The following is a 15,245-nucleotide window of genomic DNA, read 5'->3' on the forward strand; positions in this document are numbered from 1 at the left end:
ATCTACCACACCAATGCCATGTTGGATCGATGCAGCGTTATCCACCCTACGCGGTTAAGACCGTAGCCTGGACGCAGTCCGGGATGGCTATTCCCGTCATGCATCCGAGCACAGGCTATTAACCGATATAGGTGGTCTTCACGGTGGTGTAGAACTCGGCCGCATAACGGCCTTGCTCACGCGAACCATAGGACGAACCTTTACGGCCACCGAACGGTACGTGGTAATCCACCCCGGCAGTCGGCAAGTTGACCATGACCATGCCCGCCTGTGAATGACGCTTGAAGTGGTTAGCGTACTTCAGCGACGTGGTGCAGATACCGGCAGACAAACCAAACTCGGTATCGTTGGCCATCGCCAGGGCGGCTTCGTAGTCGGCAACTTTCACAATGTTGGCAACCGGGCCGAAGATTTCTTCACGGCTGATACGCATATCGGCAGTGCTGTCGGCAAACAGTGTTGGGGCCAGGTAGTAACCGTCCTCCTCACAGCTCACACGCTCGCCGCCACACACCAGGCGCGCGCCTTCTTGCTTGCCAATCTCGATGTAGCTGAGGTCTTGATCAAGCTGAGCTTGCGACACGACCGGGCCGATATCCACGCCCTTTTCCTGGGCGTTACCCACCTTGATCGACTTCATCCGCTCGGCCATGGCCGCAACGAACTGGTCATAAATACCGGCAGTAACGATCAGGCGGCTGGACGCCGTGCAACGCTGGCCAGTGGAGTAGAACGCGCTCTGCACCGACAGCTCGACAGCGGTTTTCAGGTCGGCGTCATCAAGGATCACTTGCGGGTTTTTACCGCCCATTTCCAGCTGCACTTTGGCGCCACGGGCCACGCAGTTGGCGGCGATAGTGCGACCGACACCGACCGAGCCGGTGAAGCTGACGCCATCAACACGCTTGTCGCCGACGATGGCCTCACCGACCACACGGCCGCTGCCCATCACCAGGTTGAACACCCCGGCCGGGAAACCCGCGCGGGAGATAATTTCGGCAATCGCCCAGGCGCAACCCGGCACCAGGTCGGCAGGTTTCAATACCACGCAGTTGCCGTAGGCCAGCGCTGGCGCGACCTTCCAGGCAGGAATGGCGATAGGGAAGTTCCATGGCGTGATCAGGCCAATCACACCCAGTGGCTCACGAGTCACTTCAACGGACACACCAGGGCGCACCGAGGCCAGTAGCTCACCAGCCTGACGCAGGCATTCACCGGCGAAGAACTTGAAGATGTTACCGGCACGCCCAACTTCGCCGATGGCTTCCGGCAAGGTCTTGCCTTCTTCGCGCGCCAACAGAGCACCCAGCTCTTCACGGCGGGCAAGAATTTCCGTGCCGACTTTATCCAGCGCATCGCTACGCGCCTGGATACCGGACGTCGACCACGCCGGGAAAGCCGCGCGAGCAGCTGCAATGGCTTGGCCTACCTGCTCGGCGTCGGCCTGAGCGAACTCGCCGACCACATCAGACAGATCCGATGGGTTGATATTGCTTGAGTACTTGGCAGCAGCGACCCATTGGCCGTTGATGTAGTTGTCGTAACGCTGTGGATTGGCCACGAGTAGCCTCCTGATTGCGAAGCGGCGCACAAGGCACCGCTATGGAATGATGCGGCTTATTGCGCGCCCTGAGCTTCAATCAGTGCGGCGAGCATTTCGTACTCTTCCGGCAGCAAGTCGGTCAGCGGGGTACGTACTGGACCCGCGTCATACCCAACAATTTTCGCACCGGCTTTGATGATGCTGACGCCATAACCGGCGCAGCGATTGCGAATGGCCAAGTAAGGCAGGAAGAACTCGTCGATGTACTTGCCAACGGTGGCGTGGTCGTCACGGGCCATGGCGTTGTAGAAGCTCATCGCAGTTTTCGGAATAAAGTTGAACACCGCCGAGGAGTAAACCGGAACGCCCAGCGCCTTGTAGGCAGCGGCGTAAACTTCTGCCGTTTGCAGGCCGCCGAGGTAGCTGAGGCGATCACCCAGACGGCGACGGATGGAAACCATCAGCTCGATATCGCCGATGCCATCTTTGTAGCCAATCAGGTTCGGGCAACGATCCGCCACTTGCTCCAGCAGCGCTGCAGTCAAACGGCACACGCTACGGTTGTAGACGACCACACCAATATTCACCGACTTGCACACCGCCTCAACGTGCAGAGCAACGCCTTCCTGGCTGGCTTCAGTCAGGTAATGCGGCAGCAGCAACAGGCCTTTGGCACCCAGACGCTCGGCCTCTTGAGCCATTTCAATCGCCTGACGGGTCGGGCCACCGACGCCAGCCAGAATCGGCACGCTACCGGCGCAGGTGTCGACGGCAGTTTTGATTACGGCCGAATACTCTTTACCGGTCAGGGAGAAAAACTCACCTGTACCACCGGCAGCGAACAGTGCCGAAGCGCCGTAAGGCGCTAACCACTCAAGGCGACGGGCATAGGTATCAGGGCGAAAATCGCCAGCAGCATCAAAGTCGGTCACGGGGAAAGACAGCAGACCGGAAGAGAGGATGGACTTCAGTTCTTGTGGATTCATTATGCGAACACCCTATTAAAGCGAGTTGTGAGAAATAGCGTCAGCCGAAGCTGTAGAGATACGTTATCGTACAACAATAAAAAAAACACCACCTTTCCACATCACTTGCCTGTCAAAAATTTGCTTATGCGCTTTTCAGCCCTATCCTCGAAAAGCCTCATGAAGCCAATAAACCATTGATTTAAATATATTTAAATCGTCTATAAAAGCCCAAAAATGCTTACGACCATGATAATTCATCGCGAATTAAACACGCTCGCGACCATCGTATGCGTTGACAGTGAAAAGTACGGCTGGTACTAATTTAGCAAAGTCATACGACAACATATGACATCCAATAATAACAACAGCGAGATCCAGGTCATGTCACCGACCTCACCTGCCCAAGGCAGCGCCAGCGTGCGCCGCCCTCTGCCCGACAGCGACTCAGCGTGCTCGGCGCACCCTCTATACCAGCGCCCCACCTGCGAACCGCGAGCGGCGGCTGGCATTGCATCGACCTCGCCCCGCCATCTCTCTGCTTGGAGCTCCCGCCACGATGTATGACGCCACCTCAAGTGCAACGCCGCGCGTAGTCGATATGCAAGTCATCCCGGTCGCCGGCCATGACAGCATGCTGCTCAACCTGTGCGGTGCTCACGCGCCCTACTTCACCCGCAACCTGGTGTTGCTCAAAGACAGTGCAGGCAACACCGGCTGCGGCGAAGTACCCGGCGGCGAAGGTATTCGCCAGGCGCTGGAGCGCTGCCGCGACTTGGTCATCGGCAAGCCAATCGGGCGCTACAACCACACGTTGAATATTTTGCGCCAGGCGATTGCCGGGCGCGGTAACGGCCCGCAAACCACCCAGCACCAGGTCACCTCAGAGTCGGAAGCGCGCGTGCTGAAGCAGCCGCACGAGATCAACCTACGCCTGGATAACGTGATTACTGCCGTCGAGGCTGCCCTGCTCGACCTGCTCGGCCAGTACCTCGACGTACCAGTGGCCGAACTACTCGGTAGCGGCAAGCAACGTGACCAGGTGCCGATGCTCGCGTACCTCTTCTATATAGGTGAGCGCCAGCGTACCGACCTGCCCTACCTCGCCGGCCAAGGTACAAGCGATGATTGGTACAACCTGCGCCACCAGGCCGCACTAACGCCTGAAGCCATCGCCCGCTTGGCCGAAGCCGCGCACGCACGCTATGGCTTTAATGATTTCAAGTTGAAGGGCGGCGTAATGCACGGCGAGGACGAAATGGCAGCGATCCGCGCGATCAAGGCCAGCTTCCCCGACGCCCGCGTGACCCTCGACCCCAACGGCGCGTGGTCACTGGATGAAGCCATTGCCCTGTGCAAAGGCCAGGGCCACGTGCTGGCTTACGCCGAAGACCCCTGCGGTCCCGAGAACGGTTACTCCGGTCGCGAGATCATGGCGGAGTTCAAGCGTGCCACCGGCATTCCCACCGCCACCAATATGGTCGCCACCGACTGGCGGCAGATGGGCCATTCGTTACGCCTGGAAGCCGTGGACATCCCCCTGGCCGACCCGCACTTCTGGACCATGCAAGGCGCCGTGCGTCTCGGCCAGATGTGTGAAGAGTTCGGCCTGATTTGGGGCTCACACTCCAACAATCACTTCGATATTTCCCTGGCCATGTTCACCCACGCGGCGGCAGCCGTGCCGGGCCGCATCACCGCCATCGACACCCACTGGATCTGGCAGGAAGGCGAAGAACGCCTGACCCGCGAACCGCTGCAAATCGTCGGTGGCCAGGTTCAGGTGCCTGATAAACCCGGCCTCGGTATCGAGCCGGACATGCAGCGGATCATGGCCGCACACGAGCTGTACAAAAAAGTCGCCAATGGTGCCCGCGACGACGCTATGGCTATGCAGTACCTGGTTCCAGGTTGGCAGTACAACCCCAAACGTCCAAGCCTAGGACGCAGCAACTAACACCACACATTCACCCCGGAGAACTCCAATGACAAAAACAATCCGCGCCACCCTACTTTCTGCCCTGGTCGGCATGGGTGGCATTGCCGCTCAGTCGACCGCCTTCGCGGCTGATGCCAGCAACTGGCCAAATCGCCCAATCCAGGTCGTGGTCATCGCCAACCCTGGCGGCGACACCGACTTCAACGCCCGCATGATGGCTAAGTACTTCAACCAGATCACCGGCAAAAACATGGTCGTGACCAACGTCGCTGGCGGCGGTGGCACCCTGGCGGCCGAACAAGTGAAAGGCGCTGCAGCGGATGGCAACACCATCCTCTTCACCCACCCGGGCCAATTGATCGTCAATGAAGTCGCCGGCCTGTCCGATGACAGCTTTGAAGCCTTCGATATCGCCTGCATTGCCGGCGTCGATAAAGGCGCGGCATTCGTCGCCGCTACCGAGTCGGGTATAACCAGCGTTCAAGACCTGGTCGCCAAAGCCAAAGCCAAGCCGGAAAGCGTCACCTACGGCACCGAGATGGGCAGCTTCTCGCATATCCAGGGCCTGATGTTCGAGCAAATTACCGGCGCCAAGTTGAAGATGGTCGACGCCGGCACCGTATCGGAGAAGGTCGTCGCTCTGCTTGGTGGTCGTATCGACCTCGGCGCAATCAGCTATGGCTCCGTGCAGGACTACGTCAACGGCGGGCAAATGGTTGCCCTGGGCCAACCCAACGCCGAGCGCAACGCACTGCTGGGTGACGTACCAACCTTCAAGGAACAAGGCGTCGACTTCATCATCGACAAGCCCTACGTCGTAGCTTTCCCGAAAGGCACCGACGCGGCGATCGTGGCCAAGATGGCTGACATCATGAAGCAGATCACCGAACAGCCTGAATACGCTGAAGAGCTGAAGAAATTCAAGCAACCAGTGGCCTATTACGGCACCGCCGATGCCAAGGCAATCCTGACCAAAACCCGCAATGACTTTATGCAATTCAAGGACGTTTTGCGCCAGTCCAAATAAGTGATGCTGCTGGCCGGCCTGAGCGCCGGCCAGCACCTGGCCAACTCCCCGAGGTTCCCTGATGGCTACCTGCAAGAAAAAAGAGCTATTGATCGGCGTCGCCATGCTCGGCGCCGGGCTCACCTACTTAGTCCTTACGCTCAAGCTGCCGGGCCACTCCGGCATCGACGCGGCCTTCGTCCCCACCCTGCTCTCGGTACTACTCTGCATACTCGCCAGCATGCAGTTGTTCAGCGCGTTCTCAGCGCTAGAGCCCACGGCAAACGACGCCTCCACTGCCGATACCACTGCACCAGTGATTGGCAGCGACATAAAAACCGTGGTCAAAACCCTCGCCCTAATCGTCGGCTATATCGCGCTGCTGAACCCGGTCGGATTTCCAATCATGACCGTGATCTACCTGTACGTGCAGTTCGTGGTGCTGACCCCTGTCGACCACAAGGTCAACCACCTGACCTATGCACTGATTGCACTGATTTCCTCGGCCAGCATTTACCTGCTGTTCCGCGAGGCCTTCGACCTGATGCTGCCCGCTGGGCTGCTGAATTTTTAAAGAGGATCGACCATGCTCGATTTACTGCAGCAAGGCTTCGGTGCCGTCTTTTCAATCCACATCATGCTGCTGATGGCGATTGGCGTCGCCGTGGGCATCGTCTTCGGTGCGGTGCCCGGTTTGTCGGCCACGATGGCCGTAGCGCTGTGCCTGCCACTGACATTTACCATGGGCCCGCAAGCCGGTCTTTCGCTGCTGGTCTCCTTGTTTATCGGCGCCACGTCGGGCGGCCTGATCTCGGCGATTCTGCTGAAGATACCGGGGACGCCCTCCTCGATCGCCACGGTGTTCGACGGCGGCCCACTGATGGAGCAAGGCCATGGCGTTAAGGCGCTCGGCATTGGCATCGTGTTCTCCTTCCTCGGCACCATTTTCAGCATCGCCGCGCTGATGTTTATCGCCCCGCAATTGGCCAAGGTGGCGCTGCGTTTCGGCCCCCACGAATACTTCGCCATCGCCGTGTTCTCGCTCACCCTGATCGCCACGCTTTCGGCTGGCTCGATGGTTAAAGGCCTGTTTGCCGGCGCGCTGGGCTTCGCTGTGTCCACCGTCGGCATCGCCCCGGTCGAGGCCGTGCGCCGCTTCACCTTTAATATCACCGAGCTCAACGGCGGCTTCGCCATGCTCACGGTGATGATCGGCATGTTCGCCGTTGCCGAAATCATCAAGGTTGCCGAAACCGGCCGCCAAGCCCGTCAGGGCAAGGCTCAATCGGTGAGCATGAAGAACATCAAAGGCTTTGGTTTCTCGCTCAAGGAGTTCCGCGAGCAACTGCCCAACGCCGGCCGCTCTGGGCTAATCGGCCTGGCCATCGGCATTTTGCCGGGCATCGGTGCTGGCACCTCGAACTTAGTCGCCTACATCATTTCGAAGAAACGCGCCAAAGACCCGGACTCCTACGGCAAGGGCAACATCGGCGGCGTGGTCGCCAGTGAAACTGCCAACAACGCTGGTATCGGTGGGGCCATGCTGCCGCTGATGACCCTCGGCATCCCCGGCGACACCGTTACTGCGATTCTGCTTGGCGGCTTTCTGATCCATGGCATCCAACCAGGGCCACTGCTGTTTATCAGCCAAGGTCCGCTGGTGTACACCATCTTCGCCGCGCTGATCGTCGCCACGTTCATGATGCTGTTTATGGAGTTCTACGGCCTGCGCCTGTTTATCAAGCTGCTCGATGTGCCCAAGCACATCCTTCTGCCGATCATCCTGGTGCTCTGTGTGGTCGGGGCCTTTGGCTTGTCCAGCCGCCTGTTCGACGTCTGGTCGATCCTGCTGTTTGGGCTGCTCGGCTATGGCTTCGTTAAAGCCGGCATGCCTGCCGCGCCGTTTATCATCGGCTTTATCCTCGGGCCGATGGCCGAAACCAACCTGCGCCGTGGCCTGATGCTCTCGGATGGCAACTTTATGGCCTTCCTCAGCAACCCGATTGCCGCGTGCTTCCTCGGTTTGGCGGCAGCCTTTATTGCCTGGCAGATCTACAGCGCCACCCGGCCGAAACACAACGCACTGAACGAGATCCTGCGCACCTGACGCAGCACGCCGCCCTCTCCCGCAACGGGAGAGGGCTTTGCGAGGCACCGGTTATAACTCGCTTGCCAGGCAATCGGCCCTGCGCATCAAGCCGTCTTCTTTAAGCCTGCGCTCAAGCCAGTAGCTGGGTGATCCAGCGGATCTGCTGGGCAAGTTCTTGCACCTTATCCTCGGGCACAGGCTGCTGCGCTCGGGCGACGTTGGCCAGGGTGCGCTGCTTCAGGCGCAACATGCGCTGCCACTTACCGAGGAACGCCGGGCTGCGCTGCACCAGATTCAGCGGACCGAAATACAACTGCTCTGCGCTATAGCGCACTGGCTCCATGCACTCAGCGACGATGATTTCGTAGTTGAAGCGGTTCTCCCGCAGTACCTCTTCGCAGAGGATGCCGTAGCCATTGTCCATCAGCCATTGGCGCAGTGGCTGCTCGCCGCCATTGGGCTGCAGGATCAGACGTTCATCGCCGCTCAGGCGGGCCTTGCCGCTATCGAGAATGTCGCGAATCCGCTCGCCGCCCATGCCGCACAGGCTGACCGCCGTGACCCCATCGCCCGGTTCGATTACCGCCAAGCCATCGGCGAGGCGCACGCTAATGCGCTGGCCCAGGGCGTTGTCACGCACGGTGCGTTCAGCCGCGAGAAACGGCGTCAACGCCACCTCACCAGCCACTGCAGTCGTGATTAGACCGCGGCACATCAACGCCACGGGCAGGTAGCCGTGATCCGAACCAATATCGGCCAGCCGCGCACCTAGCGGTACATACGCAGCTACGCGCTCTAGACGCATGGACAATGTCCGCTCGTTCACTTCAACCTCTTTCACCACAAGCGTCCGGCACGCAGGGCCGGATCGGCGCAAGAGTCTGCCGAGCAAGACGATGTAAGGCAAATGTTTGCGAGCGCAGCTGCGGATTGGGCTGCGCCTGAGAAACGAAGGGCCATGCGCGGTCGCCTTTGGTCATAGGGTGCAATCGACCAGAAGCGGTCGGTTACTAAGGGCAGCATCGACGCGGAATGATGATCGGCAGCATCGATATCCAGGTCTACTCCGATCATTCTTTCTCCCCCACCGCATCATTAAATCCCATTGGAGCTTTAGTTCATTTGACGCCTCGGCAGCACTATGTGACTTCTGACAATATCAGTGGTGTAAAGCAATGGATGAAGCCACTTAAGGCAAAGATCTCTAAGTGATCACAGACCTTCAAGAAACACATTTCCCTGCGACCTATGCTCGGTTTGTCGAACTACTCCAAGGAAAGCCTTGGCTGAAAACGACGGAAAAACATAAGCTGCAGATCAAAGCCAGTCCGCTCTCTCAAGACCAGATCTACAGAGATAACCGAGTTGCTTACGGACTATCTGAAGCGACCCTCGTTATGTAGGCATTCGATGACCGCTTTGACCAACAGCAGCCTGTTATTAGGATTTGTACGTCCCTAATCCATCACTGAACCATCAAGCCTCGTTAAGCCGAGAATGACTACGCAGCTTCGATTTTCAGCAAAGCGCTGCTCTGGCTATATAGAGCAGCGCTTTGCGCGCGACAGTTTTTTCCTCATACCCTCGTGAGTCAGTGGCAATCCTCAAGCTCTCAATCCCCATCCGGCGTAACAACCACTGCCTGAGCAGAAAGCAGTGCAGCGCCAGCGGCGTATTTTTCAGCGGCGGATATGTGGACAAAACCAATGAGATACGTTGTCGTACAACATTAGTCGTATATCAATACCGCCTAAGTCCCCGCCCAACACCCACAACACTCATTCGCCCCTTCGCATCGCCGCTATATAAGTCGCTGAAACTATTGATTTAGAGCCTCTACCACGTAAATATGGCAGCCTGCAAGCAACTATCTGTGTACAGTGGATCACTCAATTAAAACCGCAAAAAAACTGAATTTCCCACTTATGTCGCGTTGACATAAAGGCCAAGGGATGTCGATAATCCAATCAAGTCATACGACAACAGATGACAACCCAATAACAACAAGCAGAGAATCTGAGACTGCCATGACCACAACCTACACACCCTTCAATCGCCTGCTGCTCACCGGTGCAGCAGGCGGCCTCGGCAAGGTACTGCGGGAAAGCCTGCGTCCTTACGCCAACGTACTTCGCGTTTCTGATATTGCAGCCATGAGCCCAGCCACGGGCGAGCATGAAGAAGTCGAGGTCTGTGACCTTGCCGATAAAGCCGCCGTGCACCAGTTAGTCGAAGGCGTGGATGCGATCCTGCACTTTGGTGGTGTCTCCGTGGAGCGGCCCTTTGAGGAGATTCTCGGGGCCAATATCTGCGGCGTGTTTCATATCTACGAAGCGGCGCGCCGGCATGGCGTAAAGCGGGTGATCTTCGCCAGCTCCAACCACGTGATCGGTTTTTATAAGCAGGACGAAAGCATCGACGCCAACTGCCCTCGCCGCCCAGACAGCTATTACGGTTTGTCCAAGTCCTACGGCGAAGACATGGCCAGCTTCTACTTCGATCGCTACGGCATCGAGACCGTCAGTATCCGCATCGGCTCATCATTCCCTGAGCCACACAACCGCCGCATGATGAGCACCTGGTTGAGCTTTGCCGACCTGACGCAACTGCTCGAACGCGCCCTGTACACCCCGAACGTTGGCCATACAGTGGTTTACGGCGTGTCGGACAACAAGGACGTGTGGTGGGACAACCACCTGGCCGCGAACCTGGGCTTTAAGCCGCAGGACAGCTCTGAAGTATTCCGCGCGCAGATCGATGCACAGCCAATGCCTGCCACCGATGACCCGGCGATGGTTTATCAGGGTGGCGCTTTTGTCGCCTCGGGACCGTTCGGCGACGACTGATCGCACCACAGCAACACGCTACGCCCATAACAAAAACAAACCAGAGAACGAGCTGCCATGCATGCTGAATTGATTCTCGACGCCCGTAATGCCACTGGCGAAAGCCCGGTGTGGAGCGCTGCAGAACAGGCGCTGTATTGGGTTGATATCCCCGCCAAGCGCCTGCACCGCTGGAGTGCCGCCGACGGCCAGACGCAGAGCTGGGTTGCGCCGCAAATGCTTGCCTGCATTGCTCGCAGCCACAGCGGCGGCTGGATTGCCGGCATGCAGGATGGCCTGTATCACCTACAACCACAGGCTGATGGCCAACTGATCAGCAGCCTGCTCAGCGAGGTTGCGCACGCTCGCCCTGGCATGCGTTTCAATGATGGCCGTTGCGACCGCCAGGGCCGTTTCTGGGCCGGCAGCATGCTACTCGACATGAGTGCAGCCGCGCCGGTCGGTGCGATGTACCGTTACAGCGCCGAGCAAACCGAGCCACTGAGCGCGCAACTGAGTGACTTTATCGTGCCTAACGGCCTGGCATTCAGCCCGGACGGCCGCACCATGTACCTCTCCGACTCACACCCGCTGGTGCAGGCGATTTGGGCATTCGACTACGACATCGACAGCGGCACCCCACATAACCGCCGGCTGTTCGTTGACATGAACATCCATCCCGGCCGCCCAGACGGTGCGGCAATCGATGTCGATGGCTGCTATTGGATCTGCGGCAATGATGCCGGCTTGATCCATCGCTTCAGCCCAGATGGTCGCCTGGACCGCTCCCTCGCCGTGCCGGTGAAAAAGCCGAGCATGTGCGCCTTTGGCGGGCCAAACCTGGACACCCTCTACGTCACCTCGATCCGCCCGGACGGTATTGACCTTTCTGACCAGCCGCTGGCCGGCGGTGTATTCGCCGTCAACCCCGGTGTTTGCGGCCTGGAGGAGCCCCATTTCAATGGCTGAGGCGTACTTCTAACGCCTCAGCCCTCGCAACGCTGCACTCCCAACAACAACAAGACTGGAGATTTACCATGACCTTCAAACGCAAGTTGCTTGTCGCCGCCCTCCCCTTTGCCTTTTGCCTGTCAGGGCTGGCGCAGGCCACTACGACCCTGAAAATCGCCGAAATTCATCCGGCCGGTTACCCGACCGTGGTGGCTCAGGAAGCCATGGGTAAGAAGATCGAAGCGGCTACAAATGGCGAACTAAAATTCAATATGTTCTCAGGTGGCGTGCTGGGCTCGGAAAAAGAAGTGGTCGAGCAAGTGCAGATCGGTGCCGTGCAAATGACCCGCGTCAGCCTGGGCACCGTTGGTCCGGTAGTACCGGACGTTAACGTGTTCAACATGCCGTTTATCTTCCGTGACACCGCACACATGCGTGCAGTCATCGACGGTGAAATTGGCCAGGAAATCCTCGACAAGATCACCAATTCCGAATTCAACATGGTCGGTCTGGCGTGGATGGATGGCGGCGTACGCAACCTCTACACCAAGAAGCCAGTGCGCACCATTGAAGACCTCAAAGGCATGAAGATTCGTGTGATGGGCAACCCCCTGTTCATCGAAACCTTCAACGCCATGGGCGCCAATGGCGTGGCCATGGATACCGGCGAAATCTTCAGCGCCTTGCAAACCGGCGTGGTCGATGGCGCAGAGAACAACCCGCCGACCATGCTTGAGCACAACCACTACCGCAACGCCAAGTACTACAGCTTGACCGGTCACTTGATCCTGCCTGAGCCACTGGTGATGTCCAAAACCACGTGGAACAAGCTCACCCCAGAGCAGCAGGCCATCGTCAAGAAGTACGCCCGCGAAGCACAGTTTGACGAGCGCAAACTGTGGGATGAAAAGTCCGCCAGCAGCGAAGCCAAACTGAAAGAAGCCGGCGTTGAGTTCATCGAAGTCGACAAAAAGCCCTTCTTCGACGCAACCGCTCCGATCCGTGAGAAGTACGGCGCGCCTTACGCTGACCTGATCAAGCGTATCGAAGCAGTCAAGTAATCCGCTATCTCTGAAGAACCCCGTGGTGGCGGCTTAGGCCGTCGCCACGCGCGTGGTGAAGTCTCATGAAAAATTTGCTGTTACGCGTCAACGACGTGATTTACCAGGCCTGCATCTGGGTCGCGGGCACCGCCATCGTCGTTATGGCGCTGATCATTCCATGGGGCATTTTCGCCCGTTACGTACTGGGCAGCGGCGCTGGATGGCCGGAGCCAGTCTCGATCATGCTGATGGTGCTGTTCACCTTTATCGGTGCGGCCGCCAGTTACCGAGCTGGAGCGCACATGGCCGTAACCACCTTTACCGATCGCCTGCCAGCCGCCTGGCAACCCAGCATCAGCCTGTTGGTTCAGCTGCTTATGGCGGCCATTAGCCTGTTTATGGCCATCTGGGGCGTCAAGTTGTGCATTGCCACCTGGAATCAGTTCATGAGTACGCTGCCGACACTGCGTGTAGGCATCAGCTACGCACCTATTCCGATTGGCGGTTTTGTCACCCTGATCTTCGTACTTGAGCGCCTGTTTCTCGGCGACCAAAGCCACCGCCGGGTGGTCAACTTCGAGCTGGTTGAAGACAGCAAGGAGGCCGTGTAAATGGATGCCTTAATTCTACTTGGCAGCTTTATCGTATTGATTCTGCTGCGCGTACCCGTGGCTTACTCGCTGGGCCTCTCGGCCCTGGCCGGCGCTTGGTACATCGATATTCCGTTTCACGCCATCATGATTCAGATCAGCGGCGGCGTGAGCAAATTCTCCCTGCTGGCCATCCCATTCTTCGTTCTGGCTGGCGCGATCATGGCCGAAGGTGGCATGTCGCGGCGCCTGGTGAACTTCGCCAACGTGCTTGTGGGTTTCGTTCGCGGCGGTTTGTCGTTGGTGAACATCCTCGCCTCAACCTTCTTCGGTGCGATCTCTGGCTCATCCCTGGCAGACACCGCCTCGGTCGGCTCGGTGTTGATTCCCGAAATGGAAAAGAAGGGCTACCCACGCGAGTACTCAACAGCGGTAACCGTCAGCGGCTCGGTGCAAGCACTGCTGACACCACCGAGCCACAACTCGGTGCTGTACTCGCTGGCAGCAGGTGGCACGGTGTCCATCGCGTCGCTGTTTATCGCGGGCATCGGCCCGGGCCTGTTACTTAGCGCCGTAATGATGGGCATGTGCCTGTATTTCGCACGCAAACGTAACTACCCCAAAGGCGAGGTTATTCCGCTCAAAGAAGCGCTGAAGATCTGCGTGGATGCACTGTGGGGCCTGTTCACCATGGTGATCATCCTCGGCGGCATTCTCTCGGGCATTTTCACGGCCACCGAGTCGGCGTCTATCGCGGTGGTCTGGGCGTTCTTCGTGACCATGTTCATCTACCGCGATTACAAGTGGCACGAGCTACCGAAGCTGCTGCACCGCACCGTGCGGACCCTGTCGATCGTGATGATCCTGATCGCCTTCGCCGCCAGCTTCGGCTACATCATGACCCTGATGCAGATTCCGTCGAAGATCACCGCGCTGTTCCTGACCCTGTCAGATAACCGCTACGTGATCCTGATGTGCATCAACTTCATGCTGCTGGCCCTCGGCACGCTGATGGACATGGCCCCGCTGATCCTGATCCTCACCCCTATCCTGCTGCCTGTAGTGGTGGATATTGGCGTCGATCCGGTGCACTTCGGCATGATCATGCTGGTTAACCTGGGCATCGGCCTGATTACCCCGCCGGTAGGTGCGGTACTATTCGTCGGCGCGGCCGTTGGTAAGGTGACCATCGAAAACACCATCAAGGCCCTGCTGCCGTTCTACGCGGCACTGTTTATGGTGCTGATGGCAGTGACTTACATTCCAGCTATCTCGCTATGGCTGCCGAGCGTAGTCCTGTAACGACCAACAACGCGTCATGATCCCCTGGAGCCGCCGACCTGGCGGCTTCTTGATTTATAAGGACATAGCATGCCTGCTGCGCTCTTCCCTCGGCACATCGCCGCACTGATTATTGCCACCATCGCCTGCTCGTTCGCCGGCGGGCATATCGCCGCCCGTATTGCCTTCGACCACGACACCGGCCTGCTGCTGGCGATGCTCTGCCGCTCAGGGGTAACCATGCTGGCATTGATGGCACTGGTCCTGTGGCGCAGCGAATCAATGCGACTGAAGCCACAAACCTGGAGTTGGCAACTGCTGCTCGGCCTGTTAATTGCGGTACAGAGTTTTTGCATCTATTCGGCGGTGGCGCGCATTCCCGTGGCCCTTGCCCTACTGGTAGTGAATCTCGCGCCGATCATGCTGGCTCTATTGACCTGGGCACTCGGCGGGCCGCGCCCCACTGCCCGGGCGGCGCTACTGATGGGGCTGATTTTGTTCGGCCTGGTGTTGGTACTCGATCTACCTGCGCGGCTGTCCGGTGACACGCCGATAGATGCCACCTGGATTGATGGCGTGCTCTTCAGCCTTACCGGGGCGGCTGTATTTGCCTGCGCCTTGTGGATTACCGAGCACCGCTTGAGCGTGATGCCCGGCACGGTGCGCAGCATGTTGACGATGGTGGTGGTGTTTATCGCCTCGGCGCTGGCTGGCTCCGCTGGCCTGCTACCCGGCGGCATGGGCTTACCTTCCGCTAACGCCGGCTGGATCGCCCTCGCCTGCTTGGTGCTGCTGTACGGCACAGCCTTTTCCACCCTGTTCATCCTGGTAACGCGGCTGAACCTGGCGCGCAATGCGCCAGTGATGAACATCGAGCCAGTGGCAGGGCTGCTGTTTGGCTGGTTGATTCTTGATCAACTACTGGGCGGGATACAGATCATCGGCGGGCTGATCGTCATCAGCGGCATCATTCTACTGACCTACCGCCGACAAGCCTGACGTGCTTCAGGCTA

General features: G+C 58.5%; 13 protein-coding genes. 10 read left to right on the top strand and 3 right to left on the bottom strand.

Annotation, left to right across the window (positions count from 1 at the left end):
- Window positions 1-118: 118 nt before the first annotated feature.
- Both VCA57_RS10200 and kdgD read right to left on the bottom strand, forming a co-directional pair.
- Window positions 119-1,561, bottom strand: coding sequence for an aldehyde dehydrogenase family protein (locus VCA57_RS10200; protein ID WP_411184880.1), 1,443 nt, complete (start codon window positions 1,559-1,561; stop codon window positions 119-121).
- Window positions 1,562-1,617: 56 nt separating this feature from the next.
- Complete coding sequence (kdgD, locus tag VCA57_RS10205) at window positions 1,618-2,529, bottom strand: 5-dehydro-4-deoxyglucarate dehydratase (RefSeq protein WP_411184881.1); 912 nt, start codon at window positions 2,527-2,529, stop codon at window positions 1,618-1,620.
- Between the two features lie 538 nt (window positions 2,530-3,067).
- On the opposite strand from kdgD, the gene VCA57_RS10210 reads away from it, so the two are divergent.
- The 4 genes from VCA57_RS10210 to VCA57_RS10225 all read left to right on the top strand — a co-directional run bounded on the left by VCA57_RS10210 (window position 3,068) and on the right by VCA57_RS10225 (window position 7,560).
- Window positions 3,068-4,465: an enolase C-terminal domain-like protein gene (locus VCA57_RS10210; protein ID WP_411184882.1), complete on the top strand. Its 1,398-nt coding sequence runs from the start codon at window positions 3,068-3,070 to the stop codon at window positions 4,463-4,465.
- Window positions 4,466-4,493: 28 nt separating this feature from the next.
- Window positions 4,494-5,474 (top strand): tripartite tricarboxylate transporter substrate binding protein, encoded by a 981-nt coding sequence (locus VCA57_RS10215; protein ID WP_411184883.1) that lies wholly within the window; start codon window positions 4,494-4,496, stop codon window positions 5,472-5,474.
- A 61-nt stretch (window positions 5,475-5,535) separates the two neighbouring features.
- A complete protein-coding gene (locus VCA57_RS10220; protein WP_411184884.1) occupies window positions 5,536-6,027 on the top strand; it encodes a tripartite tricarboxylate transporter TctB family protein in 492 nt (163 codons plus the stop codon).
- A gap of 12 nt (window positions 6,028-6,039) precedes the next feature.
- Window positions 6,040-7,560, top strand: coding sequence for a tripartite tricarboxylate transporter permease (locus VCA57_RS10225; protein WP_411184885.1), 1,521 nt, complete (start codon window positions 6,040-6,042; stop codon window positions 7,558-7,560).
- Between the two features lie 112 nt (window positions 7,561-7,672).
- Here the strand turns inward: VCA57_RS10225 and VCA57_RS10230 are convergent, their stop codons facing one another.
- Complete coding sequence (locus tag VCA57_RS10230) at window positions 7,673-8,368, bottom strand: tRNA (adenine(22)-N(1))-methyltransferase (RefSeq protein WP_411184886.1); 696 nt, start codon at window positions 8,366-8,368, stop codon at window positions 7,673-7,675.
- Between the two features lie 1,201 nt (window positions 8,369-9,569).
- Here VCA57_RS10230 and VCA57_RS10235 point away from each other — a divergent pair.
- The 6 genes from VCA57_RS10235 to VCA57_RS10260 all read left to right on the top strand — a co-directional run bounded on the left by VCA57_RS10235 (window position 9,570) and on the right by VCA57_RS10260 (window position 15,231).
- Window positions 9,570-10,388 carry an NAD-dependent epimerase/dehydratase family protein gene (locus VCA57_RS10235; RefSeq protein WP_411184887.1) on the top strand — a complete coding sequence of 273 codons (819 nt, stop codon included), beginning with the start codon at window positions 9,570-9,572 and terminating at the stop codon, window positions 10,386-10,388.
- A 57-nt stretch (window positions 10,389-10,445) separates the two neighbouring features.
- Window positions 10,446-11,336, top strand: coding sequence for a glucurono-1,5-lactonase (locus VCA57_RS10240; RefSeq protein ID WP_411184888.1), 891 nt, complete (start codon window positions 10,446-10,448; stop codon window positions 11,334-11,336).
- A 68-nt stretch (window positions 11,337-11,404) separates the two neighbouring features.
- On the top strand, window positions 11,405-12,379 hold the full coding sequence (locus VCA57_RS10245; RefSeq protein WP_411184889.1) for a TRAP transporter substrate-binding protein: 975 nt from the start codon (window positions 11,405-11,407) through the stop codon (window positions 12,377-12,379).
- Window positions 12,380-12,444: 65 nt separating this feature from the next.
- A complete protein-coding gene (locus VCA57_RS10250; protein ID WP_411184890.1) occupies window positions 12,445-12,972 on the top strand; it encodes a TRAP transporter small permease in 528 nt (175 codons plus the stop codon).
- The gene (locus tag VCA57_RS10255) at window positions 12,973-14,253 is read left to right on the top strand and encodes a TRAP transporter large permease (protein WP_411184891.1); all 1,281 of its coding nucleotides are present in this window, start codon (window positions 12,973-12,975) and stop codon (window positions 14,251-14,253) included.
- A 69-nt stretch (window positions 14,254-14,322) separates the two neighbouring features.
- Window positions 14,323-15,231, top strand: coding sequence for an EamA family transporter (locus tag VCA57_RS10260; RefSeq protein ID WP_411184892.1), 909 nt, complete (start codon window positions 14,323-14,325; stop codon window positions 15,229-15,231).
- Window positions 15,232-15,245 lie beyond the last annotated feature (14 nt).

It is taken from the genome of Pseudomonas sp. (genome assembly GCF_046581935.1).
In the GTDB taxonomy this organism is placed as follows: Bacteria; Pseudomonadota; Gammaproteobacteria; order Pseudomonadales; family Pseudomonadaceae; genus Aquipseudomonas.